Source organism: Brevundimonas sp., assembly GCF_029946145.1.
GTDB lineage: Bacteria > Pseudomonadota > Alphaproteobacteria > Caulobacterales > Caulobacteraceae > Brevundimonas.
On the sequence record NZ_JAQSDY010000003.1, the window covers coordinates 46,578 to 72,179 of the forward strand.

The 25,602-nt window shown below is 65.7% G+C and carries 18 protein-coding genes and 2 pseudogenes; 12 read left to right on the forward strand and 8 right to left on the reverse strand.

The genetic code is table 11. The annotated features are described in order from the left end of the window. Positions 1-104 precede the first annotated feature (104 nt). A complete protein-coding gene (locus PSV23_RS00625) occupies positions 105-1,349 on the reverse strand; it encodes an MFS transporter (RefSeq protein WP_300465559.1) in 1,245 nt (414 codons plus the stop codon). Positions 1,350-1,442: 93 nt separating this feature from the next. On the opposite strand from PSV23_RS00625, the gene PSV23_RS00630 reads away from it, so the two are divergent. The 5 genes from PSV23_RS00630 to PSV23_RS00650 all read left to right on the forward strand — a co-directional run bounded on the left by PSV23_RS00630 (position 1,443) and on the right by PSV23_RS00650 (position 10,616). Continuing rightward, the gene (locus tag PSV23_RS00630; protein ID WP_300465561.1) at positions 1,443-2,510 is read left to right on the forward strand and encodes a LacI family DNA-binding transcriptional regulator; all 1,068 of its coding nucleotides are present in this window, start codon (positions 1,443-1,445) and stop codon (positions 2,508-2,510) included. A 98-nt stretch (positions 2,511-2,608) separates the two neighbouring features. After that, positions 2,609-4,045, forward strand: a complete 1,437-nt coding sequence (locus PSV23_RS00635; RefSeq protein ID WP_366524180.1) for a glycoside hydrolase family 30 beta sandwich domain-containing protein — start codon at positions 2,609-2,611, stop codon at positions 4,043-4,045. A 229-nt stretch (positions 4,046-4,274) separates the two neighbouring features. Next, on the forward strand, positions 4,275-7,067 hold the full coding sequence (locus tag PSV23_RS00640) for a TonB-dependent receptor (RefSeq protein ID WP_300465563.1): 2,793 nt from the start codon (positions 4,275-4,277) through the stop codon (positions 7,065-7,067). Positions 7,068-7,139: 72 nt separating this feature from the next. Beyond that, positions 7,140-9,101, forward strand: coding sequence for a glycoside hydrolase family 3 protein (locus PSV23_RS00645; RefSeq protein WP_300465564.1), 1,962 nt, complete (start codon positions 7,140-7,142; stop codon positions 9,099-9,101). 15 nt (positions 9,102-9,116) lie between these two features. Further along, positions 9,117-10,616: a tryptophan 7-halogenase gene (locus tag PSV23_RS00650; RefSeq protein WP_300465566.1), complete on the forward strand. Its 1,500-nt coding sequence runs from the start codon at positions 9,117-9,119 to the stop codon at positions 10,614-10,616. A gap of 70 nt (positions 10,617-10,686) precedes the next feature. Here PSV23_RS00650 and PSV23_RS00655 read toward each other — a convergent pair whose 3' ends face one another. After that, positions 10,687-11,961, reverse strand: coding sequence for a cation:proton antiporter (locus PSV23_RS00655; RefSeq protein ID WP_370460968.1), 1,275 nt, complete (start codon positions 11,959-11,961; stop codon positions 10,687-10,689). 451 nt (positions 11,962-12,412) lie between these two features. Further along, a complete protein-coding gene (locus tag PSV23_RS00660; RefSeq protein WP_300465570.1) occupies positions 12,413-13,183 on the reverse strand; it encodes a hypothetical protein in 771 nt (256 codons plus the stop codon). 193 nt (positions 13,184-13,376) lie between these two features. Here PSV23_RS00660 and PSV23_RS00665 point away from each other — a divergent pair, with 193 nt between their 5' ends. From PSV23_RS00665 to PSV23_RS00690, 6 genes are all read left to right on the forward strand, one after another. Next, entirely contained in the window at positions 13,377-14,885 is a 1,509-nt protein-coding gene (locus PSV23_RS00665; RefSeq protein WP_300465572.1) for a hypothetical protein, read from the forward strand. Positions 14,886-14,899: 14 nt separating this feature from the next. Beyond that, on the forward strand, positions 14,900-16,090 hold the full coding sequence (locus tag PSV23_RS00670; RefSeq protein ID WP_300465573.1) for a glycosyltransferase family 4 protein: 1,191 nt from the start codon (positions 14,900-14,902) through the stop codon (positions 16,088-16,090). 20 nt (positions 16,091-16,110) lie between these two features. Further along, positions 16,111-16,395 carry a PqqD family protein gene (locus PSV23_RS00675; protein WP_300465575.1) on the forward strand — a complete coding sequence of 95 codons (285 nt, stop codon included), beginning with the start codon at positions 16,111-16,113 and terminating at the stop codon, positions 16,393-16,395. A 5-nt stretch (positions 16,396-16,400) separates the two neighbouring features. Further along, positions 16,401-17,261: a hypothetical protein gene (locus PSV23_RS00680; protein ID WP_300465577.1), complete on the forward strand. Its 861-nt coding sequence runs from the start codon at positions 16,401-16,403 to the stop codon at positions 17,259-17,261. After that, positions 17,248-17,472: a hypothetical protein gene (locus tag PSV23_RS00685; protein ID WP_300465579.1), complete on the forward strand. Its 225-nt coding sequence runs from the start codon at positions 17,248-17,250 to the stop codon at positions 17,470-17,472. The genes PSV23_RS00680 and PSV23_RS00685 overlap by 14 nt, the downstream gene beginning before the upstream one ends. Before the next feature lie 83 nt (positions 17,473-17,555). Continuing rightward, positions 17,556-18,653, forward strand: a complete 1,098-nt coding sequence (locus PSV23_RS00690) for a glycosyltransferase family 2 protein (protein WP_300465581.1) — start codon at positions 17,556-17,558, stop codon at positions 18,651-18,653. Between the two features lie 116 nt (positions 18,654-18,769). Here PSV23_RS00690 and PSV23_RS00695 read toward each other — a convergent pair. Continuing rightward, positions 18,770-19,460 (reverse strand): annotated as a pseudogene (locus PSV23_RS00695) (IS6 family transposase). Between the two features lie 208 nt (positions 19,461-19,668). Continuing rightward, positions 19,669-19,863: a hypothetical protein gene (locus PSV23_RS00700; protein ID WP_300465583.1), complete on the reverse strand. Its 195-nt coding sequence runs from the start codon at positions 19,861-19,863 to the stop codon at positions 19,669-19,671. 571 nt (positions 19,864-20,434) lie between these two features. Here PSV23_RS00700 and PSV23_RS00705 point away from each other — a divergent pair. Further along, positions 20,435-20,806, forward strand: a complete 372-nt coding sequence (locus tag PSV23_RS00705) for a response regulator (protein ID WP_300465585.1) — start codon at positions 20,435-20,437, stop codon at positions 20,804-20,806. A gap of 540 nt (positions 20,807-21,346) precedes the next feature. Here the strand turns inward: PSV23_RS00705 and PSV23_RS00710 are convergent. The 3 genes and pseudogenes from PSV23_RS00710 to PSV23_RS00720 form a co-directional block, all read right to left on the reverse strand. Continuing rightward, a pseudogene (locus PSV23_RS00710) lies at positions 21,347-21,481 on the reverse strand (IS30 family transposase); the annotation flags it as partial. 196 nt (positions 21,482-21,677) lie between these two features. Then, positions 21,678-22,493 (reverse strand): hypothetical protein, encoded by an 816-nt coding sequence (locus PSV23_RS00715; protein ID WP_300465587.1) that lies wholly within the window; start codon positions 22,491-22,493, stop codon positions 21,678-21,680. Positions 22,494-22,500: 7 nt separating this feature from the next. Continuing rightward, positions 22,501-25,272 carry a hypothetical protein gene (locus PSV23_RS00720; protein WP_300465588.1) on the reverse strand — a complete coding sequence of 924 codons (2,772 nt, stop codon included), beginning with the start codon at positions 25,270-25,272 and terminating at the stop codon, positions 22,501-22,503. Between the last annotated feature and the right edge of the window lie 330 nt (positions 25,273-25,602).

Below are 25,602 nucleotides of genomic sequence, written 5' to 3' on the forward strand. Positions count from 1 at the left end.
GGTGTCAGTCTCTCAGAATAACAGACAAGGCGTGTATCCGGACCTCGGCTTGCCAACGCATCCTTTCCAGCTCCTCGAAATGCGCATAAGCGGGATTCGACGAACTAGGCTGACAGTTCCATGACTGCCTGATCCAGGGCCAGCACCAGCGCGGCTGCGATCGCCGCCAGGCCGGCCGCGACAAAGACCGCGGAGAGCGGCAGACCAAGGGCCAGGAGCATGGCGGCGCACGCGGGCGCGAGGCTTTGGGGCGCAGCAACGGCCATATTCATCACACCCAGGTCCCGACCGACGCGCTTGCGGTCGGGCAAGCCCTCGGCCGTCATGGCCGCCACGCTCGTGGCGTGCACGCCGTGGCTGACGCCGAACAGCAGCTGGGCCGCCAGAAGGCCCGTCCACGTCGGCCAGACGACCATCATGACGAATACCAAGGCCATGCCCGCGCAGCCCGCGACGACGAACACACGCCTGCCCCGCCATCGATCGGAGAGGGTTCCGGCCGCGAAGCCGCCAAGCGTCGCCGCCAGGGTGGAGACGAGGAGCAGAACGCCGAACGCATCGAGTGCTGACCAGCCCGCCGGAATCGACCGCGTCGGTAGTTCCTGCACCCAGAACAGAAGATAGAGGGTGTTGATCGCCACCGCGCTCTCGGCGAGCAGGCGGGAGGTGAACAGGGCACGGAAGCGACCATTCCGAAGGGCTGTCAGGGACAGACGGAACGGCTCCGCTGGACCCGTCGTCGGCGGCTCGCGCAGGCGGAGGGCGAAGGGCAGGACCAGAACGCCCGCGGCCAGCCCCACGACCGTGAACTGGGCGCCGGTCGACCCGGCAAGCCGGCTCACCGCCAGCACCGTAAACAGGTTGGCCAGCGGCAGCGCCGCGCCAGCCCAGGCCGAGATCAACCCCTTCTGCTCATCTGGCACCAGATCGGGCACGAGCGCCGTCAGCGGAGCGTAGAGGGCATTCACCGCGATCTGGAACAAGATCACTCCCACTATGAGGTGGATCGGGGTCCGGGCCAACGCCAGCAGGGTGAGGCTGGCCGCCACCATGGCCATGCCGATCAGGATCCAGGGCCGGCGCCGGCCGAAACGGCTGCGCGTCCGGTCGCTCAGCGCGCCGAACAACAGATTGGCGGCTGCGGCCGTCGCCCCACCCAGCATGGCGGCGAGACTGAGCAGCATCGCACGGTCGGCGCCGCCGATCGCGCCCGCCTTTTCGGGAAGAAGCAGGCTCAGCAAAGGGATAAAACAGACAAACGCGCCCGTCTGGGCGGCGCCGTATCCGAGGATGAACCATCTTGAGCGCGGGGACGGCGGCGCGTCGGCCTTGGGGGCGGCGTCGATCATGGCGTCATATGACGTCGCCGCGCCGACGTCGTCGAGCTATTGAAAGGCGGGGGGCGCAGGCCCATCGTCGTCGCAGGCGCGAGGGAGCGGAATTTGACGGCCAGAAAACCGACCATCGACGACGTCGCGCGCCACTCCGGCGTGGGTCGAACCACGGTCTCACGCGTCCTGAACGGCGGCCCGAACGTCCGCGACGAGGTCCGGCGGCGAGTGCTGGCCTCGGTGGAGTCGCTGAACTACCGCGTCAATCCCCAGGCCCGCTCACTGGCGGGTGGGGGCGGCGGCATGTTGGCCCTGATCCTGGCGTCCGACCTGGAGGCCGAACCCAACTCCTTCTACGCCTCGGCGCTTGAGTTGGGGGCCCTGCGGGAGTGTCTGTCTCTCGGGTACCAGCTCCTGACCCGCCACGTCCCGCCCCAGAGCCCTGACCGTCGCCAGCAGGTGCTGGAGCTGATGACCGCCCAAGGTTGCCGCGGCCTGATCCTCACGCCGCCGTTCGCCGATGATGTGGCCCTGATCGAGGAGATTCGTGCGCGCGGCTGCGAGGTGGCGACAATTTCTCCGGGCGGGCCGGGCCGTTCAGTGGCCGACGGCGTCGGCATCGACGACGAGGCGGGCGGCCACGATATCGCCGAGCACCTGCTGCAACTCGGCCACCGTCGGTTCGCCTTCATCAGCGGGATCGAGGGCCACCTGTCCGCCGAACAGCGCTTCGACGGCCTCAAGCGCGCGCTGTGTGAGCACGGGCTTGATCCCGACGACGTCGAGATGGCGCGAGGGGACTTCACCTTCAGGTCGGGAAGCCTGCTGGCCGCCCGCCTGCTGGACATGCCGAACCCGCCGACGGCCCTCATATGCGCCAATGACGACATGGCCGCCGGAGCGCTTTCGGTGGCGCATGGTCGGGGGCTGGATTTGCCGGACCAGCTGTCCATCACGGGTTTCGATGACACGCCGGTTTCATCGATCGTCTGGCCGCCGCTGACGACGGTGCACCAGCCGCTGAAGGACATGGGCCGCGAGGCCGTCCTGGCGCTGACCCGGCGGCTGGGCGGAAGCGGCGCGGGGGCGCCCTGGAGCTTCATGACCCTGCCCCACGCCGTGGTCCCCCGGGGATCGGCGGGACGCCTTCTGCCGCAGTTGGTCATCGCCGAGGCTTGACAGAAGGCGTCGGTCCGGGCGCTTATTGGAAGCGCTTCCAACAAGCACCCGGAGCGACTTCCGACGAACGGAAGCGTCATCCTCGCAGGGAGGACATCGTGATCAAGGTCTCAATGCTGACAAGGAGCCTGGCCTTCAGCGCCACGCTGGCGGCCCTATGCCTGGGCGGGTGCGCCGGCGTTCCCCAGCCTGCGCCGGCCGCGACGGCGCGCGTCTGGATGACGTCCGGCGACCGCACCCGGCTGTTGAGCGAACAGCCCGCCCTCGTCTTTCAGGTCGCCGACGTGGCGGACGGCCCGGTTGTCGCCGTGGATGCGGGGTTGCAGTATCAGTCGATGGTCGGCTTCGGGGCGGCCGTCACTGACGCCTCTGCCTGGCTGATCCAGACCAAGCTGACGCCGACGGCGCGCGAGGCTCTGATCCGCGAGCTGTTCGGGCGCGAGGACGGCGGGCTGGGCTTCAGCTTCACGCGCGTCACGATCGGGGCGTCAGACTTCTCCCTGAATCACTACAGCCTGGTCGACACGCCCGACCCTGAGCTGCGAAGCTTCTCCACGGCGCGGATGGAACAATATGTCTTCCCTACCGTGCGGCAGGCGCTGGCGGTCAATCCGGAGCTCAAGATCATGGCGTCGCCGTGGAGCGCGCCGGGCTGGATGAAGACAACCGGGTCGATGATCCAGGGCCAGCTCAAGCCGGAATACTACGGAACCTATGCGGACTATCTGACCCGCTACGTTCGCTCCGCCGCCGACCACGGGGTGCCCACCGACTATCTGAGCATCCAGAACGAACCGGATTTCGAGCCCGACTCCTATCCCGGCATGCGCTGGGCGCCGCCAGGGCGCGCGGAGTTTATTGGCCGACACCTGGGCCCAAGGTTCCGGTCGGCGGGAATCGAGACGCGGATTCTCGACTGGGATCACAATTGGGATCATCCCGAACAACCGCTTGGCGTACTCGCCGATCCCGTCGCCAACGCCCACGTCGCCGGCGTCGCCTGGCATTGCTATGGAGGCGACGTCGGAGCCCAGAGCCAGGTGCGGGACGTCCATCCGGACAAGGATGTCTTCTTCACCGAATGCTCGGGCGGGAACTGGGCGGCTGACTTCTCGGACAGCTTCAGCTGGACGATGAAGGCGCTCATCATCGGCTCCACCGATCACTGGGCGCGCGGGGTTCTGATGTGGAACCTCGCCCTCGACGAGAACCACGGGCCGCACGCCGGCGGCTGCGGCGACTGCCGCGGCGTAGTGACCATCCACAGCCGCACCGGGACGGTCGAGCGGAACCAGGAATATTACGCTTTCGGCCACGCCAGCCGGTTTGTGCGACCGGGCGCGCGGCGCATCTCATCACTCGAGCCCGAGGGCCTGCAGGGTGTCGCCTTCGTCAATCCGGATGGCGAGCGCGTGCTGATCATTTTGAACGAGGCCGTCACGCCGGTATCGTTCAACATCCAAGAGGGGGACCGGCAGGCATCGGCCATCCTGCCCGCCAGAACCGCCGCCACCTATGTCTGGCGGATGCCCTGACAGCCGGAGAAATCGAAGAACGCTGATCGGGATTGCGGCCGGCGGGCAAATGGGATAGCAATTGGAAGCGCTTCCAACCAAGGTCTGACATGATCGCGGCAGGGGGCTGAAAAATAGAAGGGACGACCGGCCACAGGCCGGCGCCGGGGAAACACGAGGGGTCTACATGCGAAGCGATTTTGCAGGCGTTCGTTCGTCCGTATCCATGTCGAGGACAAGGACGGCGCTGATGTCGTCGGTGGCTGCACTGGCCATCGCCCTGCCCGGTGCGGCGCTGGCCCAGGATGCCCGGACGCCACAGGACCCCAAAGCGACCCAGCTCGATGAAGTCATCGTTACCGGCATCCGGCGCGGGATCGCGGATTCGATCAGCATCAAGCGGGACGAAACCTCGCTCGTAGAGGCGATCTCAGCCGAGGATATCGGCAAGCTTCCAGACGTCTCGATCGCTGAGTCTATCGCCCGTCTGCCCGGACTCGCGGCTCAGCGGGTCAACGGCCGCGCCCAAGTGATCTCCATCCGCGGCCTGGCTCCGGACTTCACCACCACCCTCCTCAACGGCCGGCAACAGGCCAGCTCCGGCGACAACCGCTCGGTGGAGTTCGACCAGTATCCGTCCGAGCTTCTGTCCAGCGTCGTGATCTACAAGACGCCCGACGCAGGGATTTCGGGCATGGGCCTGTCCGGCACCGCCGACCTGCGCACCGTGCGTCCGCTGACGTTTCGGGAGCGCGCGATCGCGGTCAACCTCCGCGGCGAGCTTATCGAGGGCGACGCGCTCAATGATGACGTCCGCAACTACGGCGGTCGCGCGTCGATCAGCTACATCGACCAGTTCGCCGACGGGACCTTCGGTCTCGCGCTCGGCTATGCGCACCTCGATTCCCCGTCGCAGAACCAGCACTACAAGGCCTATGGCTATGAGGCCTTCGGGTTCGCCGTAACACCTGACAGCGCCGATGACGCCCTGATACTCAATGGCCAGGAGTTGTTCGCCACCTCCCGCCTGAACACCCGCGACGCCTTCATCGCCATCGCCGAATGGCGTCCGAACGATCGCCTGCACAGCATTCTCGACCTCTATTATTCGAAGTTTGACCAGGAGGAGACGACGCGCGGCGCGCAGTGGTTCTCCAACGGCTGGGCGGACGGCGCGACCTTCACCAATGTCCAGACCGAACAGCGCGGCGGCTCGACCTTCGCCCGCAGCGGGACCCTGAACGGCGGCGTGCCGATCATCCGCAACGATTACAATACCCGTGAAGACGAGCTGTTCTCCGTCGGCCTGAACAACGAATACGAGGTTGACGACCGCACCCGGGTTCGCGCCGATCTGTCCTATTCAAGCAACATCCGGGACGAGCAGATCCTCGAGACCTACGCCGGCTACGGCCGCGGCGTCGGTGGTGTTGCGCCGGGAACGCCGGACGTGGGTCGCACGCTCGACACCATCACCTTCGAGGTGAACGACGACGGCTATCCGACCTATTCGCAAGGCCTGAACTACGCCGACGCCGGCCAGGTCTCGTTAGGCGACCGGGCGCCCTGGGGTGGCTGGGGCCACGACGGCGCCATCCGTTTCCCGCACGTCGAGGAAAGCATCTACGCCATCGACCTGAGCGCAGAGCGCGACCTCGACGGCTTCTTCACCAGCGTCTCGGCCGGCGTGAACTTCGCAAACCGCGACAAGATGAAACGGGTCGATGACTTCGACCTGTTCCTGAAGAACGGGCGTCAGCAGGTTCTGGTCGATCCACAATATCTGGAGACCCCGACCTCGCTGGGCTACGCCGGCTTCGGTTCGGTTCTGTCGGTGGACCTGTCCCGCGCGCTGGACGTCTATTACGACCGCGCGCCCATCCTCGACGCCAACTATTTCGACAAGAACTGGGACATCGAAGAACGGGTCACCACCTTCTTCGCCAAGGCCGACTTCGAGGGCGGACGGTTCCGCGGCAACATCGGCCTGCAGGTCGTCCAGCAAGAGCAGGAGTCCACCGGGGTCGTTATCAACGGCCTCGAGCCGGGACAGCCGATCGTGCCGACGTCGGTCACAAAGGGAGCCGACTATACCGACGTTCTGCCCAGCCTGAACCTGATCTACGATCTGGGCGGCGGGCATCGCCTGCGCTTCGCGGCGTCCAAGACCATGGCGCGTCCCCGGATGGACGAGATGCGCGCGAATGTGACGCCGGGCTTCAACTCGCTGGTCTGCACCGGCCAACCCTGCACGCCGGGCCAGACCGTCAATCCATGGTCCGCCAGCGGCGGCAATCCCGAACTCGAGCCGTGGCGGGCCAACGCCTATGATCTCGCCTACGAATGGTACGTGAACTCCACGACCTATTTCTCGATCGCCGCCTTCTACAAGGAGCTGGAGACCTACATCTACCAGCAGACCGGAACCTTCGACTTCTCCGGCATACCCCTGCCCAGCACCGCCTCGGCGATCCCTGCGGGCGTCCTCATCAGTCCGATCGGCCAGATCACCCTGCCGGCCAATGGCGACGGCGGCGTGGTTCAGGGGCTGGAGGTCAGCGGCGCGCTCAACTTCGGCTCCATATGGGAGCCGCTCGACGGCTTCGGCATGACCGGCAGTATCTCGTTCACCGAGTCCGACCTGAACCCGAGCCCGACGGGCGACGAGGTGCGGATCCCCGGCCTGTCCGGCATGGTCTACAACCTCACCGGCTACTATGAGCGCAACGGTTTCCAGGCGCGGATCAGCAAACGCTTCCGCGAGGCCTTCAAGGGCGAGGTGGTCCAGTTGTTCGCGACCCGCGGCTACACTGAAATCCTCGACGACGAGCAGGTCGACGCCCAGATCGGCTACACCTTCCAGTCAGGGCAGTTCGAAGGGCTGGGGCTGCTGTTCCAGGTCAACAATCTGACCAACTCGCCCTATCGCACCCGTCTGGGTCTGGACACAGGCGGCACCACGACGGCTGACGGCGGAGCCCTTCCGGAGACCTACGAGGAATACGGTCGCCAGTTCCTGTTCGGCATCAACTACAGGTTCTAGGGCGGGCCGGGCGCTGGCGCGACTTCACGGCCCTGGCGGGGGCCATCCTCCAGAGTGAGTAACGAGTAGACGATGAACTCCCTCCGACTGAAGCTCTGCGCCTCGTTGCTGGCGCTGGCCGCATGCGCACCGATGCCCGCGAGCCAGGCCGTCCCGCCTGCTGTGGCGGAATGGCCGGCGCTTCGGTCGCCCACGGCGCCGGACGCGGCCATGGAACGGCGCATCGCCGCCATCGTCGCGGGCATGACGCTGGAGCAGAAGATCGGGCAGATGACCCAGCCCGACGTGCGCTACATCACCCCGGACGAGGTGCGGCAGTACTACATCGGCTCGGTGCTCAACGGCGGCGGGGCCTGGCCGTCGATGAACAAGCACGCGACGGTCGACGACTGGAGCGACCTCGCTGACCGCTTCGCCCGGGCCGCCCTGTCGACCGACATGCCGGTGCGGATTCCGCTGCTGTGGGGCACGGACGCCATACACGGGCACAACAACGTCTCCGGCGCGACCCTCTTCCCTCACAACATCGGCCTCGGCGCCGCCAACGATCCGGCGCTAATCGAGCGCATCGGCCGTGCCACCGCTCGGCAGGTCCGCGCCACCGGCATCACCTGGGCTTTCGCCCCGACGCTGGCGATCGGCCAGAATCGCCGGTGGGGCCGCACCTATGAGAGCTGGTCCAGCGACCCGGCCCTGGTCGCCCGCTACGCCGCGGCCATGGTGCACGGTCTCCAGGGCGACATCTCCGGAGAGGGCGACGTCCTGGCCACCGCCAAACACTATCTGGGCGACGGCGGCACCTTCGACGGTGTGGATCAGGGCGAGAACCGCGACACCCGTGAGCAGCTGATCCAGCAGGAGGCCGTCGGCTACTACGCCGCCCTGAACGCGGGCGTTCAGACCGTGATGGTGTCCTACAGCAGCTGGAACGACGTCTCGGCGGGGCGCGATTACGGCAAGATGCACGGCAATCGCGAACTGATCACCGACGTGCTGAAGCACCGCCTCGGCTTCGACGGGCTGGTCGTGTCCGACTGGAACGGCATCGAACAGGTGCCCGGTTGCGCCAGGGACCGCTGCGCCCAGGCCATCAACGCCGGCATGGACATCATCATGGTGCCGGAGGACTGGCGCGCCTTCATCGCCAACACCCTCGCCGACGTCCACGAGGGCCGCATCGCGGAATCGCGCATCGATGACGCCGTGACCCGGATCCTGCGCGTGAAGATGCGTTCGGGTCTGTTTGACCACCCCGCGTCGGCCAGCGCCTTCACCGGCCGCGTCGCCGCCCTGAACGCCAGCGCCCTGGCCCGCGAGGCGGTGCGCAAGTCCGTCGTCCTGCTCAAGAACGACAACCACGCCCTGCCGCTTGCCCGCGGCCGCAAGATTCTGGTCGTGGGAGCCAGCGCCGACAGCCTGTCCAACCAGACCGGCGGCTGGTCGCTGACCTGGCAGGGCACCGAGAACACCAACGCCGATTTCGCCACAGGCTCGACCCTTCTGGGCGCCTTGCGACAGGCGTTGGGCGAAGCCAATGTGACCTGGTCCGCCGACGGGTCCGGCGTGAACGTCGCGGACTTCGACACCGTCGTGGCCGTACTGGGCGAGACGCCCTATGCCGAGTTCAATGGCGACGTGCGCTTCCCGAAACCCGTGCAACATAGCGCACTGTATCCCGCCGATCTCGCTGCCCTGCAGGCCGTGTCAGGCAAGGGCGTGCCGGTCGTATCGGTGCTGTATTCGGGACGGCCCGCCTACGCCAACGACCTGATCAACCTGTCCGACGCCTTTGTCGCCGCCTTCCTGCCGGGCACCGAAGGAGCCGGGCTGGCCGACGTCCTGACCGGCGGCCGCCATGACTTCACCGGCCGCCTGTCGTTCGCCTGGCCCGGCTCGGCCTGCAGCACCGGCGAAGGTCCGGGGGACGTGGTCCAGTTCGCTCGGGGCTACGGCCTCAGCTACGCCGCCGACCGCCGGGTCGGCCAACTGCCCTTGCCTGCCACGCCCGCCGCCTGCGAAATCTCCGCCCGGTAGCGCGGACCCGAAACCATGCAGCAGCTCAAGCGGATCCTGATCATCGGCGGCGGCACGGCGGGCTGGATGACGGCCGCCCTGATGTCGAAGCTGTTCAAGGGCCTGTACGAGATCGCCCTGATCGAGTCCGAGGCCATCGGCATCATCGGCGTCGGCGAGGCGACGATCCCGGCGATCAAGAAATACAATGAACTGCTGGGCCTCGACGAAAACGCGTTCATGCAACGGACCCAGGGCAGCTTCAAACTGGGCATCCAGTTCGTCGACTGGTGGAAGCAGGGCGCCAGCTATATTCACGGGTTCGGCGTCATCGGCCGCGATCTGGAATGGCTGCGCTGCCACCAGTACTGGCTCAAGCTGAACGCCCGGGGCGAGGCCTCGGACTTCGCCAACTACTCGATCAACACCGCGGCCGCGCTCGAGAACAAATTCATGCGGGCCGATCCCAAGATGATGGACTCGCCGCTGGGCCACATCGCCCACGCCTTCCATTTCGACGCCGCCCTGTATTCGAAATATCTGCGCGGTCTCGCCGAGGCGTCGGGCGTCCGTCGGCGTGAGGGCAAGGTCGCAGACGTGACGTTGCGAGGAGAGGACGGCTTCGTCCAGTCCGTGACCATGGACGATGGCGAAGTGATCGAGGCCGACCTGTTCATTGACTGCTCGGGCTTTCGCGGCCTGATCATCGAACAGGCGATGAAGACCGGCTATGAGGACTGGACGCACTGGTTGCCCTGCGATCGCGCCATGGCGGTGCCCTGCGCGCGCGTCGAGCCCTTCACCCCCTACACCCGCTCGACGGCCCGCCCCGCGGGCTGGCAGTGGCGCATCCCGCTTCAGCACCGGACCGGCAACGGCCACGTCTATTCCAGCCAATATATGGAGGACGACGAGGCGGAACGGCTCCTGCTGGCCAATCTGGACGGAGAGCAGCTGGCGGAGCCCAACCGGCTTCGGTTCGTCACCGGCAAGCGAAAACAGATCTGGAACAGGAATTGCGTCGCCATCGGCCTGGCCGGCGGCTTCCTGGAACCGCTTGAATCGACCAGCATCCATCTGATCCAGTCCGCCATCATCCGGCTGGTGCGCCTGTTGCCGGATGCTGGGTTTGATCCGGCCACGATCGCGGAGTTCAATCGCCAGAGCGATTTTGAATACGAGCGCATCCGCGATTTCATCATCCTGCACTACAAGGCCACCGAACGGGACGACACGCCCTTCTGGCGCTACTGCCGCGACATGGCGATTCCGGACACGCTGCAGCGAAAGATCGACCTGTTCCGGGCCAACGGTCGCATCTTCCGGGAGGACGAGGAGCTGTTCGCCGAGGAGAGCTGGATCCAGGTCTTCCTGGGCCAGGGCGTCATCCCGCGCGCCTGGGACCCGCTGGTCGACCTCAAGTCGGGGGCCGAGCTTGTGACCTTCCTGACCGGCGTGGAAGACGTCATCCGGAAATGCGTGGCGGTCATGCCCTCCCACGCCACCTACATCGCGCGGACCTGTCCCGCCGCCTAGCCCCTCTTCAGCCGATCCAGCAGGACCCGGCGCGTCCGCGGTCGACTTTGAGCGGTCGGCGCGCCCAGGCTCAGGTGGCGGCTTTGGAAGGGGCGGCGGCGGCGTCGTCGGTCAGAGCGCCAAGTTCGCCGCGCTCGCGCGCCTTCCGGCCATAGACGAACTCGAACAGGGGCGAGGCCATCAGGGTGGTGACGATGGCCATAAGGACCAGCATGGAGAACAGCGCCGGTCCGATGATTCCGCGCTGAAGCCCGATGTTGATAATGATCAGTTCCATCAGTCCCCGCGCGTTCATCAGGGCGCCGATGCCCATGGCGGTTGCGTTGTCCTGGCCCGTCAGGCGCGCGGCACCATAGCAGGCCAGGCCCTTGGCCGCGATCGAGCCGACCAGAACAACGGCGGTCATTCCGAGCAGGCCCAGGCTGTTTATCATCGTCAGCTGGGTGTTCAGTCCCGAGAAGGTGAAGAACATCGGCAGCAAGACCACGACGGTAAACGGCTCCAGTTGCTTGCTTATCTCGCGGCTCAGCAGGCCGCGTGGCATGGCGCAGCCCAGGATGAAGCCGCCGAAGACCGCGTGAATGCCGACCCAGTCCATGATGAAGGCGGACAGCATGAACAGGGTCAGGACAATGCCCAGAACCATCGGCGTGACCCTGCCCTCACGCTCGACCAACCGGCCCAGCGGGGCCAACAGGCGCGGCGCGGCGGTCAGCATGAAGGTCGCGAAGATCGCGCCGCCGATGATCGCCTTCATCGCCACCGGCGCGCCGTCTCCAAACGTCGCCAACACCACGGCCAGTATACACCAGGCGCCGGCGTCATCGATCGCGCCGGCCGACAGCGACAGGGCGCCCAGCGGGGTTCCGCTCAGACCGCGTTCATGGATGATCCGCGCCAGCATGGGGAAGGCTGTGATCGCGATGCACGCGCCGGTGAACAGGATAGCCTGCGTAGGGTGGATACCCCCGCCGAACAGGCCCTGGCTCAGCAACCAGGGACCGAGCGCAACGGCGACCAGAAAGGGCGCGGCCATCCCGGCCAACGAGACTGCGAAGGCGCTACGCGCGTTCTGTCGGAAATGCTCGGTCCGAAACCCCAGCCCGACCAGAAACATATATAGCCCGACCCCGAACTGGGCGCCGACGAACAGCACCGCCCTGGTGTCCCTGGGAAACAGGAAGCCCTGAACCTCCGGGGCCAGCAGGCCGAAGAGAGAGGGCCCAAGGATGACGCCGGCGATCATCTCGCCTACGACCTGCGGCTGCCCCAGCCAGCGCTTGACCACCCAGCCGACCAGACGACAGGCCGCGATGATCAAGGCCATCTGCAGAAAGAACGCCACGCTAAGCTGCGCTGGTGTCATTGGATGGCCTCCCCAAGGCTGGCCTCATCGGACCATTTTGTCGCACGTAGACGCGCTATCAGTCGAATGGCAAGGACTCTTGGGAGCGCTCCCATCCAAATTCCGCACCCGTCGTCAGAGAGCGGTAGCGTGCCAGGATTTCAGGTCTCAGTCCCTCCCACTTCCGGCCCATGCGCCCGCTCGTCGCCGCCCGCGAGGATTGAGCCCAAACGGATATTGCAGGAGCTGACGCGCCGCGGCGAAAGGTCGTTCAGGGAGTCATTTCAAGAGACACCGCAGGGTCGGTCGATCCAGCCGGGGATCCGCCGGTCGGCTCCGTTTGGGTTTAGCCGGGGTTCGCTTTCTGACTAATCTGGAGATTATTTCTCAGACGACGGACCGCTCCACCGCGCGGGAGAGATACTGGAGTCTTTCTTGAGTTTAGCGGCCCTCAGTCTGCTGCGTGCGTAACTTCAAGATTGGGCATGCCCCAGCACTGGTATCCCATGTCTATGGCCATTATCCCCAGGCCCTCGGTCTCGATCTCGCCGCGGACGCCGGGGCCCAGCGGGTGGGGCGAGCGTATGGCGGGGTTGCCGGCGCCATAGGGGAAAGGTGGAAAGACCAAGCCGTCGCGGTGTACGTCGGCGCGGACCAGCAGCGCCGTGCCGCCGACAGCGTCAAGCCTCGCCAAGTCGGCGCCCCCGCGCAGCTCGTCCATGCCCAGGGCGCCGTGGTCGCGCCAAGCGTTGCGGTCATAGGTCCCACCGCCGGCATCGCACACGCAATGGGGGTGGACGATGTCCCGCTCGACAGCAAGCAGGCGCTGGATCAGGTCGGCCGGGAAGTCGATGACATCAACGTCGAGCCAGAGCACCCAGTCTTGGTTCTGCAGGGCGTGGAAGAGCAAGTGGTTGCGCGCCTTGGCCAGAGCCTTGCGCCTTGGCAGTTGGTAGGCGTGCTCCCACCGCGGCGCGCCAGGCGGGGTGGGCCAGCCGAAATCCTTGCGCCAAAGGGCCGCGTCGGAGAACTCATCGCGCAGCTCCGACAGCCTACGTTCCACCTGCTCGGCGGTGTCGTCAACGCTGTCCCCCTCGAGAAACCCAAGCGAGATCAGGTGGCCGGGGTAGGCCAAGCGCCGCAGCCCGGCGAAGTAGCGATCCAGATAGCGACCGGCGTCCTTCATCGGCGTCAGGATCAGGACTGTCGGGTCGGCGGCCATGGTGTTTCCTCGCTGGCCATCGCCGCGCGCCACGCGCTCGAATGGGAGAAGGGACGGTATCGGGCATTTCGTTCCCGTCGAGTCCTTTCGCTTTTCGCCTTGCCGGGGCAGCGGAGCCGAGCCCACATTCATTGAATGAAGGGGCCGCGCCGGAGCGGAGATTTCGGGCGGCGGTTTGGGGCGGCTTTCGATGATGTCGGACGATCTTAACGCGGAACTCCAGGGCCGGTTGGCCTTGGCCTTTCCGGAAGGCGGCCCGAACGGTGGCATGGCGGGACGCGGCATCGTCACCTGCGCCGGGGGCGTGCGGCTGTTCACCTGCGCCTATGTCTTGGTCCGCATCTTGCGCGAGACCCTGGCCTGTCGCTTGCCTATCCAGCTTTGGCACTTCGGCGGTGAGGAGATTTCACCGCTAATGCGCGCCCTGCTGCTCCGCCATGAAGTCGAGCTGGTCGACGCCACGGCGGTGCTCGAGGCGTTCCCTGCGGACATCCGTGATGGTTGGCAACTTAAGGCCTACGCCGTCGCCCACAGCCGGTTTGCCGAGGTGCTGTTCCTGGACGCCGACCAGACGCCGGTGCGCGATCCGGAATTCCTCTTCGAGACGCCGCAGTATCGGCGGGCCCGCGCTTTGTTTTGGCCGGACATCGTCGACCTCGCCGCCGACAATCCCATCTGGACTTGGGTGGGCTTGGCAGGGGAGACCTGCCGGTCTTGGGAGAGCGGCCAGTTCCTCGTGGACAAGCGCGAGCATTGGGCGCCGCTACAGGTGGCACTGCTTCTGAACGAGCGGGCCGAAGCCGTCTATGGGATGCTCTACGGCGACAAGGACACCTTCCTGATCGCTTGGCGCCTCGCCGGGGCGGCGGTCGAGGTCGCGCCCCACCGGCCCTTCACCGACCATCGGGTGCTGGTCCAGCGGGACTTCGAAGGGGGGCCGCTGTTCCAGCACCGGACTAACAGCAAGTGGAGCTACCACTCCACCCAGTACCAGCTGGACGGGTTCGTCCACATGGAGGCCTGCCTCGGCTTCCTTGAGGCGCTTCGCGCCGTCTGGAACGGGCGGCTGTTCTTCCCGCCGGACCGCACCCTGGCGGCGCGGCGGGAAGAGGAGCGGCTCGAACGGGTCCGCGGCCTGCGGCTAATCCTGGTGGCCGACGACGAGCTGGAGCTCGAACTGCTGGAGGGCCATCAAATCGGCGGGGGCCGCAGCGTGGATCGGCAGAACTGGTATGTCGTCGAAACCGTCCAGGGCCTGAAGCTCATCCTCCACGACGGCGATCAGGTCACCTATCGCCTCGCTGCCGGTCAGTTGGGTGCCTGGCGGGGCGCGCGGCTGGTCAGCCCGGCCAATGAGGCGCGGATCGACGAGGGGCTGGCAGGGCATGAACCCAGTCATGCCGGTGACGCCGGCCAGCTGGGTGGGCTGCTCCATGCCTTGGTGGACGCCGGTGGCTATTGGGCTCGGAACGCGCCGCAGTCCCGGGAAAGGCTGATCTCTGCCTTGCGTCTGTTCCTGCAGGCAGAGCCGGGACTGCGGGTGGGATTGCAGGCGCTGGGCGAGCGGTCGGCAGACCTGCGCGCGGTCGTCGATGAAGTGCTGGGAGCCTTCGCCGCAGAACAGATCCGGCCGCTCGACAAGGCCGTAGCCATCGGGGTGCTGGGCGCCGGCTACCGCATACCGGAAGGCGGCGGCTCGTGAAACCAAGCGCCCTGATGCTCGCCCCAGCCATGCCCGTGCGGCAGGGCAATGGCATGGCCATGCGGTTGGGGCAGTTCTTGGAGGCGATGGCCCGGGAGTTCGAAGTCGACCTGATCGTGGCGCCCGTCGCTGGAGCGGTTACGGCCGAGGGGGCGCGGTGGGCGGAGAGCTTCGCCGCGCGGGTCAGCGTTCTGGACACACAAGCCACCCTCGATACCCATCTTGCTTTGATCATGCAGGTCGCCGACCCCCAGGAGCGCGCTCAAGCCTTCGCCCGTTTTGGTCTGCCGAGTCTGGCGGCTCGGCTCACGACCACTGCGGCCCTGCGTTGTATCGAGGTAACGAGCGGCCGGGGCTACGACTTGATCCATGCCTCGCGCAGCTACTGCGCGCGCTTGGCCCTCAGCCTGGGGGACGGTCGACAAGTTTTCTCCCTCGATCTCGACGAGGATGACGAGCGGGTGTTTTCCGCCCTAGCCGCCATTGACGCCCGGCATGGGCAGGAGGAGGCCAGCGCTTGGCGCCGGCTCGAAGCGCAGGCCTTCGGGCAACTGGTCAAGGCCACTGTCCCGCGGTTCGACCGGGTGTGGGTGTCCTCGCCCACGGACGCGGCCCGCCTGGGCGGCCTGACCGTGACGCCCAATTCGATCGAGGCGGCACCGCGCCCGCGGCGGCGGGATGACGGCCGCACGCTGCTGTTCGTCGGGTCCTTGGGCTATGAGCCGAATGAGGACGCCGTCGCCTGGTTCCTCAGCGCCGTTTGGCCGAGGCTTCGAACCCCGGGCCTGCGCTTGCGCGTGGTCGGGCCGGATGCGCCCGAACGCCTGCGCCGGATGAGCCGGCGCTCAGGGGTGGAGCTGGTAGGCTGGGCGGCGGATCTGCGCCCCCATTACGAGGCGGCGACGCTATGCATCGCCCCGGTGCGAGCAGGCGCGGGAACCCGTATCAAGCTGCTGGAAGCCGCCGTCCATGGCGTGCCGATTGTCTCCACCACCCTCGGAGCGGAGGGACTGGGGATGGCGGATGGCCGCCATCTCTGGCTCGCCGACACGTCCGCTCGGTTCGCCGCCTCAATCGAGGACGCTCTCTCGCGTCCGTCCGAGCGCCGTCGACGTGCGCGGGCGGCCCGGGCCTGGGTCGCGAAGCATTTCGATAGGGCGAACGTCGTGGCCCGCCTAGCGGCCGAGTTCCGCTCGCTCTTGTGAGAGATGACCGGATCGTCTCTATGTCGTCAATGACCTTCGAGCTGACAGCGACCTTCGAACAGACGCCCGGCAGCGAGGTCAGCCAGATGCCCGACGGCGTGGTAGTCTATCAGACCGCCCGGGAGCGGGTGCACTATCTCAATCCCACGGCCTCGCTGGTCTACGACCTCTGCGGCGAGACCGAGTCAATGGGCGCCATCTCAGCCTATCTGCAGGATGCTTTTTCGCTTTCTGCACCGCCCAGCGACGAGGTTTCCCAGTGTCTGATACAGCTGCTCAGCGAGGGCCTGATCGCCCAGTGCTAGGCGTTATGTTCCGCACCCTCACGCGGGACGTCCACATCCGCTGCCCCGATCAGAATACCGCCGACCAGCTGGCCTTTATCGGCTGCAACCCCGAAATCGAAGGTGAGCGAGACCGGGTCGATCTCAAGATCGAGGCTTGCCACGGCTTTCTCCGGCTGTTCAAGCTTGGCGGCGCCTGCGTGGAGGGATCGGCGGGGTTCATACTAGACGAGCTCTACCGCCTGCGGTTCGAGATGGTGCGAGCCGAATGCCCTGGCGGCGGCCTCTTCCTGAGCGCCGGCACGGTGACGACGGCGGCGGGGCACATCGTCTTTGTCGGGGAGGCAGCGGTGGTCATGCCGGCACTGCTCGTCCATCTCGCCCAGGAGGGATGGCCGGTGACGGGCGACTGGTTGCTGATCGTCGAGGGGGGGGCGGCCCGTCCCTTTCCCAGCAGCCTGCGGGTGGGGTTGAGCGCCCTGGGACGTCTGTCGGGGCGTGCCGCGGATATCGTGCGGTCGTCGCCGCGCATCCCGGGCTGGTTTGAGCAGCCGACCTTCGCGGTCCAGACCTCTGCGTTCGGCAAGCCCTGCCGGATCAGGCAGGCACCGGTGCTGCATGTGGTTGTGTTGGAAGACAATCACGGCGGAAGATCGGGACTGCAAAGGCTAGACAGAAGCCTTGCCTTAGAAGAGATGTTCAAAGACATGTTGTTGCCCGGCGAGGGTCGAGCGCGGTCTTTGGCTGAGTTCATGGACCTGATGGCTTGCGCCGACTGCTGGCGGTTGACGGTTGGACGCCTTGACGATGCCCGGCGGCTACTCCAAGGATTACCGGGCGTCGACCAAGACGATGCGTCATCGGGGGTGTGGCATGTCGATCGATAGCCAGAACAAGGGCGTAAACCGCCGACTCCTGTTGCTCTCGGCTTGGACCGCCCCGGTCGTGGCGTCCTTCGCTCTCGGCGGCATGCAGAGCGCCCCGCGTACATTCACAGGCAACACCTCGGTCGGCTCCGGCGCGATCACCCGGTCGGCCAACAACCTCAGGCCTCGGTCGGGCGCTACCCTCGCCGCCCCCGACTCCAAGCCCAAATAGCGCTCCTGTCGGAAAAGATGCCGACCGGGCGCGTCAGCAGCCCGACGATCCTTGGTAACCCGACGGGGCGCGTCAGTGCCGCGATGATCGTTCGCAACGAAGAGCGCCTCCTGGGCGACTGCCTGAAATCGATTGCCGATGAGGTCGATGAGATCGTCATCATTGACACTGGCTCCCTCGATCGCACTTGTCAGGTAGCGGCGGCGCATGGCGCCCGGATCATCGAGCGGCCTTGGACCGACGATTTCAGTGCGGCCCGAAACTGCGCTCTCGAGCACGCCACCGGAGACTGGATCCTCTATATTGACGCCGACGAGCGGCTGGAGGTCCCCGCCGCGGGGGCTTTGCGGGCGGCGGTCGCCGAGCCCGGCGTCGTGGCCTTCCGACTGCAATTCCAGCCCCAGGCGGGCTACACGCCCTATCGGGAACTGCGGCTGTTCCGGCGGGACGACAGAATCCGGTTTCGCGGCGTGATCCATGAGACCGTGCATCCGGACCTTGAGGCGGTGGCTCAGGCTGATGGGCTATCGTTCGGTCAAAGCGATATCCGCCTCCGCCATGTGGGCTACGAGGGCGACCTCACCGCCAAGCATCATCGCAACCTGCCGCTGCTGGAGGCGGCAGTTCAGGTGACGCCGGAGCGGGTTTTTCTGTGGGTCGACATGGCCCAAGCGCTGGCCGGGCTGGGCCGTCTCGAGGAGGCCATCACCGCCTGCTGGCGGGCCGTCGAGGCCGCCGAGGCCTATCCGGATGAAAAGCAAGCTGGTGATGTCACCCTGGCTTGGCAATGGCTGGTCGCGCTTCACCTGCCATTGTCCCCCGGCGAAGCCGCCTGCCTGGCGCGCCGCGGTCTGGCCGCACACCCGCACAACCACGCCCTGCGGCTGATGCTGGCCAACTCACTGTTCATGACCGGCGAGGCGGCTGCACTCCCGGAACTGCTGGCGCCGATTATCGCCATCGACGCGGAGACCTTTGCGGATGCGCTGGTCGCCTACGATAAGCGCATCTTCGGCGAATGGGCGCTCGACCTCTTGGGTGCCGCTTACGCACGAATGGGACGCCGGAACCAGGCGGCTCGGGCCTTCCGCCGGGCAGCTGCTCTGGCTCCCGATAACCTTGCCTACCGGATCAAGGCGACGGCCTTCTCGTCGCACCGCCCTCAGGAGACGCCACGCTGACGAAGTTCGCTGGGCTGAAACCTGCCTCTTGAACAGCGGCATCTTCGCTCCGCCTTGGGATCGGCGGTGCCGTCAGGTTAACAGCGCCAAGTCGAAAGCCGCCCCCCCTGCCGATATCAGGCAACCGCGGTCGCCCAGACGGAAGCCGCTTCGGCGCGGAAGCGGCGAAGGGTGGGTCTGCTGATCAAATGACGCTGGATATTGAAGGTGTTGTAGATCGCCGCGTGGGTGGTGAGGAAGCGCTGGGCTGAGGCTTGGGATTTGAACCGCTGCTGCTGCCGTTCTCGTCGTCGGATCGGCAGGTGTGAGTTCTCAGCGCGGTTGTTCTCCCGAAGCCGACCCGGCCGGTGAAGATGGCGCAAATCCAACTGATCGAGGGCTGCGCCATATGGCGCCAAGCCGTCGGTCGTGATCATCTCCGGCTCCACCGGCTGATTGTGCATCAGGCGTTTCAGCAGCCTCAATGCGGCCTCTGTGTCCCGCCGGCGCTGGACCCCGAGGTCCAGGACCTCCCCCTCATCGTCGACCGCGCGCCAAAGATACATGCGTCTTCCGCCGATCGAACAGACCATCTCGTCCAGATGCCATCACGGCGACGGAGCCGGCCGGCACCGCCTCAAGCGCCGGGCGATCAGCGGCCCGAACTTGATGGTCCAGCACCGGATCGTCTCGTAGCTGACCTCGATCCCTCGCTGCGCCAGAAGCTCCTCGACGTCACGGAAACTCAAGCTGAAACGGAAGTACAGCTACACGGCGGCGGATGACGTCCGCCGGAAAGCGGTGGCGCTTGAACGAGATCGGCTTCACGAAACATCATCCCTGACAGCGGCTTAGGCCCGCAATACCGGAGACGTTTTATCGTTCGCCTGACAGCACCGCCCCGCCCTTCTTCCCGCCCTCGCGGTGGTGAGCCTTGGACTCGTCGGCGGTGTCTTCGGCCTCGCCGGTCGCGATCCTGCCAACCAGTACGGCAAGGCCGATGGCGTCGGCTGGGCGCTTCTGTCCTTGGGGGCCTTTAGGCTTCGTTCGTCCACCCGTGGCGGCGTAGGACGCCCTCATATGTCTCAATGTTTTCAATCAAAATCTGAATGGCCTCTTCGCGCGTCATACCCTCCGCAAGGAGCCCACCACCTTTTACGTCGGACAGTGTTTTGATTGCCTCGTCGCGGTAACGGCGAGTGTCGGCCAGGATGTCGGTCATCAGGTTCATGACGGTATCATGGGCCCTTAGCCGGTCCTGCGCCATGGCTAACGGAACCGCCGATTTCAAACTGAGACACTACCCAAGTCCGCCTTCGGTAATCCTGACCCGCGGGGTCGCAAGGGCGGAGCGGCGTCAGGTCGAGCCCTGAAATTACTAGTCGCCGATTGATCACGCGGCACCCTCTACCCCGGGGCATCATCAGCGCTCGTCCGTTAATGTTCCCCTTAGCCGGGAACGTGCGAGGCCATGCACTTCCAGACCTGTGCCGGTAAGGCGCATTCCCATGCGTCGCTTGGATCGCAGTCTCATCGCGCGGCGCTCGGGCGCAATTCGCGAGACGGGAACATTTGGCACGCGTCCGGTTCGACCCGGCCGACCTACCCAGCACAAGCGACGTTACTCGGGTCATCGATTACCTTCGCCGGCGCAGTCGTAGCCGTCCTGGTGGGATGGGCCAAGCGAGCTGCCGGAAACAGACGCCTGGAACTCATTTTCAAGGAAGTCTTCGAGGCAGAGGAACGGCGGTCTACAGTGGTCAAAGAGGGCGGGTTCCCGCGCCCTTTGGTCTGGAGTGTCAATGCCCGCCAAAATTTTGATTGTTGACGATCACGAAGCGATCCGGACCATTATCGACTCCATTCTGACGCATGCCGGCCATAGCTGCATGACGGCCGCGACGGGTGAAACAGCGCTGCAGATGGCGCGCCGTTTTCGATTTGATCTGGCAATTCTCGACGTGAACATGCCGCACATGTCTGGTCTGGAGGTCCTGTCGAGGATCAGACGGTTTGTGCCGCTCGTCGTCATGGTCACAGCGAACAGCAGCGTCGACACCGTAAGGGAAGCGGTCGCATTGGGCTGCGACGGATATGTCGCCAAGCCCATTGAGGTCGGCGTCCTGCTCGCGCGGGTTCAACGCGTCTTGGCCAGACAGCGAATAGAGATCTAGGCGCACCCGCCAAACCGCCCGGATTGAATCTCTATTCAATCGGTGTTCTCATTCGGCGATGGGACGCTTTCTGGACAGCTTGCTGGCCGACTCGCCCGTCTATCGCATCACTCGCGAGGACGACGGTTTCGTATTGGTGGGTATCCAGGAACGCTTGCCGAGTTCAATGATCTCGTTCGCCAAGCCGCAGACCGTGCTGGCGATGAGTTTGTGGCCTTCCCCGTTTCCGATGGTCATCAGGGTTACAGCCAAGTGTTCATCGTGCCACTGACGGAGACGCCCGGGTGACGACCGTCAAATGCTCGGCAAGGTCCGTAGGATCAGAGCCCTGGGTGCTGTCAGGCTTGTTGATCGGCGTTCAAGGCGGGACCCCACTCGATATGAATTAACATATTGAATGAGCTTAATATCTCGGGGCGAGACGGGGTCCCGACAGACGCCAGTCAGCATGCGCGCCAACGTATTTTTGTATAGCGGATTCAACCACCTAGGCCGCCTCTCGATGGGGTCCGATTTCGACGCCGATCCACAGAGCAAGGTCTTTCGCGGCCGTTCATTGAGCTGCCGGGCGATGGCGCTGAGCTGAGCCTGGCTATGCAGGGAGAGGTCGGTTCCGTGGGGCAGGTACTGGCGCAGGAGCCGGTTGGTGTTTTCGTTCGAGCCGCGCTGCCACGGTGGCCATTCTGGCAATCGTCGTGCCGGGGATTGTCGGATTTCGCCGCGCACTACCGGCGGCAGGGCCGCAATCGGCGTCCGGCTCGCTGTAGGGCGAGTAGCGGTAGAGCAGGCCCATGATCGCCCCGGTCGACCCGCTGACCGCGATGATCGACCCCCTGCGCGTCGGCATGCAGCCGGCGCTCTCGCCGGGCGGTCAGCCCCCGGTCAGCAGACGGATGTTCAGGTAGCGAACGGTACGCAGCCAGACCACCTTGTCGGCGTAGTCCGACAAGGACAGCCCCTGTCCGAACTGGGGATGGGTGATCGCGGCCAGCTGTTCGCGAAGTTCGCGGAGCGAGAACAGGCAGGTCTCACCGAAACCGTGGGCGGCGAATACGTCCGGCTCGAGCCGCAGCGAGTGCTCATACCGGTAGTCGTGACCGACGCCGGCATCGTCGTTGGCGAAGATGAACAGCGTGCCGGCCGGGGCACGATCGAGCAGATAGGCCTCGTCATAGTCCTGATCGAACAGATGATCGCCCCGCCAGCGATAGAACCGTTGCGCCTTGTCGTCGCGCCTGTAGGACGATCCCGCCATCACCGCCGGTGTGTCATGCTGATCAAGGATGAATCCGCCCCCGCTCCTGCGATACGCCTTGTCGAACCGCCGAGCTCCAATGAAGTCCTTGTGGCTCAGCGCCAGACAGACTTGGGCCCAGCCGGCGCAGTCGAGTTTCCACGCCTGCTTGTTCGTGGCGATGGCGTCCAGCGCCTCGCTTGGAGACAGTCCGGGCAATAGCGCCAGAGCCGGCCGCTCGGCCTTGTACTCGGTCGGCATCCAGTAGTTCTTGTCGTACGCTTCCCCTTGGAGGAAGGAGCCGAACGGCATGCCGCAGAGCGCCTTGACGCTTCGCAGCACCGCCGCGCGGTATTTGTCCTCCCGATCCGGATCAATCCCGCGATCGTCGGCGTCGGCCGGCGGCTGAACCGGCGGCCGCATTGGATGCCGGAACGCGCTGTAGCCTTCCATGCTCGGCCTAGCCGACGCAGGCTGGCAGAGGATAGGACGGCAGGCACCGGTCATGGGCTCCGGCCCAGATCAGTTCCGTCGGCATGTCGAAACTGAAGGCGGGCGCGACGGCCTGGGCCCCGAGCGAATAGAGCCGGCGCGGGGACGCCGGTCCCTCGTAGGGCCGGTCCAGGGTGATCCGCCACCACATGGTGTCCGCCCCGCTGAAGGGCGGCGACCCAGACTCCGGTTGAATATCGGCCACGAAATAGATGGCGCCGTCGATAAACAGCTCCCGGTCGAGGTCGGCTTCGACCGCGGCAAGGTCCGTTTGGGCGGCGAGGATGTCCCAGTAGCGGTCCGTATCCTTGATCAGGATGGAGAGGTCGCCCGGCGCCACGTTCGCCGCATAACCTTCGCGCGGCGTCATGGCGCTCTCGGAAGCGTACTTCAGTTCGTAGAGGACATTGCGCCAGCGGGGGTCCTCCGCATCGAGCGGCGGCGCGCCCGACTGCCCCCACTTTTGACGTGTCGCCGCATACCAGAGGAAGTCCTCCTCCATGGATGCGCTCACCGGCACCAGCACGCGGGCGTAGCCGGCACCGAGAAAGGCCTTGAACAACGGGTCGGCGTGGTCGGGGTCGAACCGCTCCGCCCATTCGCAGATGGGATTCCAGAAATAGTCGAAGAAGCCGTAGGCCATGTATTTCCAGTCGAAGAGCCGATCCCAGAAATACCAACCGTAGCCTCGCTCGGCCGTCGCGTGCCGATCAATCTCCGGCAGGCCGCACGGCTCGGCCTTGGCGATCCACGCGCTTTCAGCCGAATAGTCCTCGCACAGCAGATAGATGAAGGCCCGCTTGAGCTCGGTGCGCTCGATCGCCCGGTTGAAGAACGGGTGCCGCGCACCGGCCTTTTCGCGGAGTTCCGCGCGCACCTTGTCCTCGGCCGCCTTGTGCTCGGCCTGCGCCTCCAGAAAATCCGCTATGGCGGCCTCGGAAGCCGCCGCTTTTGCGGTATGGGCGGTGCTGACAAGGTCGAAGACCGCCTGTTGCCACGCGGCCAGGGTCGCCTGGTCGAGCGCGCATTTGATGGTGAGGCTGGCTTGGCAGCCCTTGATGTTGGCGGCCGTGACCTCGATCGCCAGCTGGCCCGTCAAACTGGCCAGACCGGCCGTCAAACTGTGGCCCCCGCCCCCGAACCAGACCACGGAGCCCAGGGTGAAGCGCACCCAGCGTCCCTGCCCCGTCCCGTACTGCCGGAAGGTGGCGTCTCCCGACAGGTCCATCTGGACCGCGTGATAGCCGTCCGGGACCGTGATCTGCAGCTGGCCGACGCTCTTCTGTTCATTCTTGACCTCGCCATAGCTGCCCGTCGCGACGGCGTATTTGATGGCGTCCGGCGGCAGAGGCGCATTGTTGACCCCTTCGGCCGCGACGTGTTGGGCGTAGTTCTCCGGGGTCAGTTCGGCGGCGGTGAGCGTCAATGGCGCGGACGTCGGCGGCGAGACCCCCTCTAACGGCGGCACGCGGCGGCGCACCTCCGCCTCCAGTCGATCGATCATCAGCCGCTCGTAAAGCCGCGCGGGGCTGGGAATGATCAGCTCCGCCATCAGCCGCTTGCCGTGGCTGTAGAGCTGGGCCCGCTTTTCCTGGGTCACCCAGAAGTATTTGGTGACCTTCGGCTCGTCGCCGTCGTTCTGCCAGGCATGGATGTTGGTCTCGGTCTCTTCGGTCGTGACCCGTTCCGATCGCAACGCCCGGACCGTCTTTTCCAGTTCCGCGACGGCGCTCGTGATCGTTTCGCGAGCCTGTTCCTGGGCCTCCTTGATCGTCTGGGATGCATTCTTGTCATAGGAGAGGCTGGCCGATGCGGTGACCTTGTAGGCCTTGGCGTCATAGACGCCCTCGACGCTGGCGTCGGCCGCCAACTTGGTTTCGTTCTGACGCTCGATTTCGCGGCTCAACGAGCCGCTATCGGTGACCTGGTGATCCCTCTTGTCGAGCGAGCGCACCGTGCTCTCGGTCTCGCTATAGACTTCGCTGACCCGCTTCATCACGTGCTCGCGGCTGCGGTTCTCGCCCGCGCCGACGACCTCGATATAGGCTAGGTCGCCGGCCCTGTAGCGGTGGGTCCAGTCGCGCAACTCGAGCAGGTCAGCGAGATAGTATTTGAGCTCGGGACAACAGACGCTTTGCGGCGTGCAGACAGGCTCCGCCGGTTGGCAGTAGCAATCGCCCTTCCCGGCGTCGGCCCGGCTGCGATCCAGGCTCTGCAGCTTGTCTTCCAGAGGCGTGGATGCGAGGCGGGCTTTGCCGCCGTCGACGAGATGGACCTCTCCGCACACGTCGATCTCGAAGGTCCATCGGGGAAAGGCGACCTCCGCTTTGACGGCCCGGTCCACGATCCGCACCAGCCGGTGCCCGTCTCCTCTTCGATCCTCCGAGGCCGCCGTTGTCAGGAGGGCGAACGCATGCAGCCCGCGCAGGCCGGCGATCGGATTCGACGCGTCGGCGCCCAAGGAGCCGACGCAATGCAGGGCCAGCGCATGGTCCGCCAGCCGCTCACGATCCTGCAGCAGGGTTTCGGTCAAATAGGTCTTCAGGGCCTTCTGATCAAACCCTGACAGAAACACCCGGAGGTCCGCATCGGTGGCGGCGACTAGCTCCGGCTGCAAATAGGCGATAGCGGCCTCGGAATAGGGATGGATCTCCGGACCGGTGGGCCCGCTGGTTTCCAGGTGGGCGCGGGCGATGGCGGCCAGGGCGGCCCATTCGGACGCCTTCCATGCCCCGTGCAAGCGTTCCGAGAGCGTGCCGGCTGTCGTCGGAGTCGACCGTTCCCTCCCGGTCGTCGCCGGCGGCTCTGGATGGGTCCGGATTATCGGCTTGTCCGGTGGTCTCGGCGGAGCGGGCTTTGGATTGCGGACAACCGCCATGGTCATGAGTCGCGGCATCACGTCCCCCTGCAGCCGCTGGTGTCGGTAAGCCGTGCCGCCACCAGCGGTCAGGTCGCCACTTAAGGCACAGGTTGCACACTTTACCTAGAGAACATCGCTATCCGAACTGGCGGCCGGTGAGCTGCACCCGGTTTCGAGGACACCAAGATAAGGTGTTTTTGGAGCTGGAGG

Excerpts from the sequence above, each read along its gene's own strand:
- PSV23_RS00625 (WP_300465559.1), bottom strand. The coding sequence starts at position 1,349 with ATGATCGACGCCGCCCCCAAGGCCGACGCGCCGCCGTCCCCGCGCTCA.
- PSV23_RS00640 (WP_300465563.1), top strand. The coding sequence starts at position 4,275 with ATGTCGTCGGTGGCTGCACTGGCCATCGCCCTGCCCGGTGCGGCGCTG.
- PSV23_RS00645 (WP_300465564.1), top strand. The coding sequence starts at position 7,140 with ATGAACTCCCTCCGACTGAAGCTCTGCGCCTCGTTGCTGGCGCTGGCC.
- PSV23_RS00650 (WP_300465566.1), top strand. The coding sequence starts at position 9,117 with ATGCAGCAGCTCAAGCGGATCCTGATCATCGGCGGCGGCACGGCGGGC.
- PSV23_RS00660 (WP_300465570.1), bottom strand. The coding sequence starts at position 13,183 with ATGGCCGCCGACCCGACAGTCCTGATCCTGACGCCGATGAAGGACGCC.
- PSV23_RS00665 (WP_300465572.1), top strand. The coding sequence starts at position 13,377 with ATGTCGGACGATCTTAACGCGGAACTCCAGGGCCGGTTGGCCTTGGCC.
- PSV23_RS00670 (WP_300465573.1), top strand. The coding sequence starts at position 14,900 with ATGCTCGCCCCAGCCATGCCCGTGCGGCAGGGCAATGGCATGGCCATG.
- PSV23_RS00675 (WP_300465575.1), top strand. The coding sequence starts at position 16,111 with ATGTCGTCAATGACCTTCGAGCTGACAGCGACCTTCGAACAGACGCCC.
- PSV23_RS00680 (WP_300465577.1), top strand. The coding sequence starts at position 16,401 with ATGTTCCGCACCCTCACGCGGGACGTCCACATCCGCTGCCCCGATCAG.
- PSV23_RS00685 (WP_300465579.1), top strand. The coding sequence starts at position 17,248 with ATGTCGATCGATAGCCAGAACAAGGGCGTAAACCGCCGACTCCTGTTG.
- PSV23_RS00690 (WP_300465581.1), top strand. The coding sequence starts at position 17,556 with ATGATCGTTCGCAACGAAGAGCGCCTCCTGGGCGACTGCCTGAAATCG.
- PSV23_RS00700 (WP_300465583.1), bottom strand. The coding sequence starts at position 19,863 with ATGAACCTGATGACCGACATCCTGGCCGACACTCGCCGTTACCGCGAC.
- PSV23_RS00705 (WP_300465585.1), top strand. The coding sequence starts at position 20,435 with ATGCCCGCCAAAATTTTGATTGTTGACGATCACGAAGCGATCCGGACC.
- PSV23_RS00715 (WP_300465587.1), bottom strand. The coding sequence starts at position 22,493 with ATGGAAGGCTACAGCGCGTTCCGGCATCCAATGCGGCCGCCGGTTCAG.